Source organism: Rhizobacter sp. P1_G5, from assembly GCF_056405435.1.
In genome coordinates this window covers 1-1,742 of record NZ_JBFUCB010000911.1, presented here as the reverse complement: position 1 = coordinate 1,742, position 1,742 = coordinate 1, and the positions used below count along the sequence as shown (strand labels likewise).

Genomic DNA, 1,742 nt, shown 5'->3' with positions numbered 1-1,742 from the left:
GCTCGATCCAGGTGCGCAACAACCCGGGGACGACAGTCACCGGCACGGTGGATCCGGTGGCGGGCACGTTCACCGTCACCGGCGTCCAGAACTTCACGCTGTCGAGCAGCTACTCGTGCTCGACCAACGTGGACTGGGTGCCGATCGTCAACATCGTCGTCGACACGCTGATCACCCGGCTCGCGGACCAGGTGCTCGCCCAGAAGACCCAGGAGGCCTACAACTCGCTGAACAGCATCGGCTCGCTGCAGCCGATCCACTTCGCCGGCATCGATTCGATCCCGGACGGCGCGCTGCTGTTCAACGGCATCGACTACGGCGCACAGGTGCGCGGCCGGCTCGCCAACCTGTTCAACAAGACCAGCTTCAGCGTGACGATCGGCGACCCCAAGCACTACATCACCGGGCCCAAGGGCTACGCCCACCTCGCCTACTCGAGCGACCTGATCCTGTCGTTCACGATCGACGAGTTCCGCTTCCAGTTGCTGGACCGGCGCACCTACGTCGACGAGGTCTTCTGCCCGTCCACCACGACCTACTGCTTCTTCTTCTGAAGCACTGAGGCCGCAGCCCCACGCGGGCATACTGCATCCGTTGCGCATGACGGGAGAGCGGATGCAAGGCATCAAGTGGGCGTTGCTGGGCGGCCTGAGCTTCCTGCTCGTGGCCTGGGCCGCGTATCACCAGGGGCGGCACCAGTGCCCGGTGTGCGCCGAGATCGACCGGGCGCAGGTGCTGTCGGAGTTGATCGTGCCGGCGCAGAAGCTGATCCTGGTGGAAGCCAGCAGCCAGCAGCGCGTCAACTGGACGCTGAAGACCGGCTGGCCGCGCATGGCCGAGCTGCTGCGCTTCCTGAGCTTCAACAACATCAACAAGGACTCGACCGGCACGCTGAGCTACGAGACGCACTACGCGTACGGCTACGACCTCGCGAAGCGCGGCACCTGGTCGCTCGCGAAGACGCCGGACGGCGGCCTGCTGTTCAAGGCGCCGCCGGTGCAGCTGGTGGGCTGCCCGTCGGTGGCGACGCAGAGCTTCCGCTTCGAGACGGTCGAGAAAGGCGTGTTCGTCGACGAGTACGCGCGGCAGAACGAGGTGCTGGTCTACGCCACCGCGCTCGCGCTGAGCCAGGCCCACGACCGGCTGCGCACGCCGGCCACGCATGCGCAGATGAAGGACGCGGCCGACAAGGAGCTGAAGTCGCTGCTGATCTCGCTGGCGCAGCCGCTGGGTCTCGCGATCAAGCCGGAGCAGATCGCGATCGAGCCGATGGATGCGCAGCAGTTGTCGGCGCCCGCGGTGTGGGTGCCGCGGATCGATGCGGCGGGGGTGCCGGATGCGGCGACCTTGAAGATGCTGAAGGATGCGGGGTGTGCCTCATGAACAAGGGAATCCGATGAAACGATGGTTGGGTGCAGCGCTGGACTACCTGCCTCGCTGGCTGGAACACCAGATGCGCGTCAGCGAGCAGCCGGGCTGTGCGATCGCGGTGGCGCACGACGGCAAGCTGGTGCTCGAACACGCCTTCGGGTACGCGAACCTCGCGCAGGGCACGGCGCTCACGCCGCAGCACCGCTTCCGCGTGGCCTCGCACTCGAAGACCTTCACCACGGTCGCGATCATGAAGCTGCGCGAGGCCGGGCGCCTGCAGCTCGACGACCGCATCGGCCGGCACGTGGGCGGCCTGCACCGCGACGTGGCCGCCACCACGCTGGCACAGCTGCTGTCGCACACCGCAGGCC

General features: G+C 67.0%; 3 protein-coding genes. All 3 read left to right on the top strand.

The features are described from left to right. Nucleotides 1-554, top strand: a 554-nt coding sequence (locus tag AC1D12_RS32635) for a hypothetical protein (protein ID WP_477845283.1), incomplete at its 5' end; no start/stop codon positions are given. Nucleotides 555-615: 61 nt separating this feature from the next. Beyond that, on the top strand, nt 616-1,383 hold the full coding sequence (locus AC1D12_RS32630) for a hypothetical protein (RefSeq protein ID WP_465111959.1): 768 nt from the start codon (nt 616-618) through the stop codon (nt 1,381-1,383). Nucleotides 1,384-1,396: 13 nt separating this feature from the next. After that, nucleotides 1,397-1,742: serine hydrolase domain-containing protein (locus AC1D12_RS32625; RefSeq protein ID WP_477845282.1), on the top strand; the 346-nt coding region annotated here is incomplete at its 3' end.

Excerpts from the sequence above, each read along its gene's own strand:
- AC1D12_RS32630 (WP_465111959.1), top strand. The coding sequence starts at position 616 with ATGCAAGGCATCAAGTGGGCGTTGCTGGGCGGCCTGAGCTTCCTGCTC.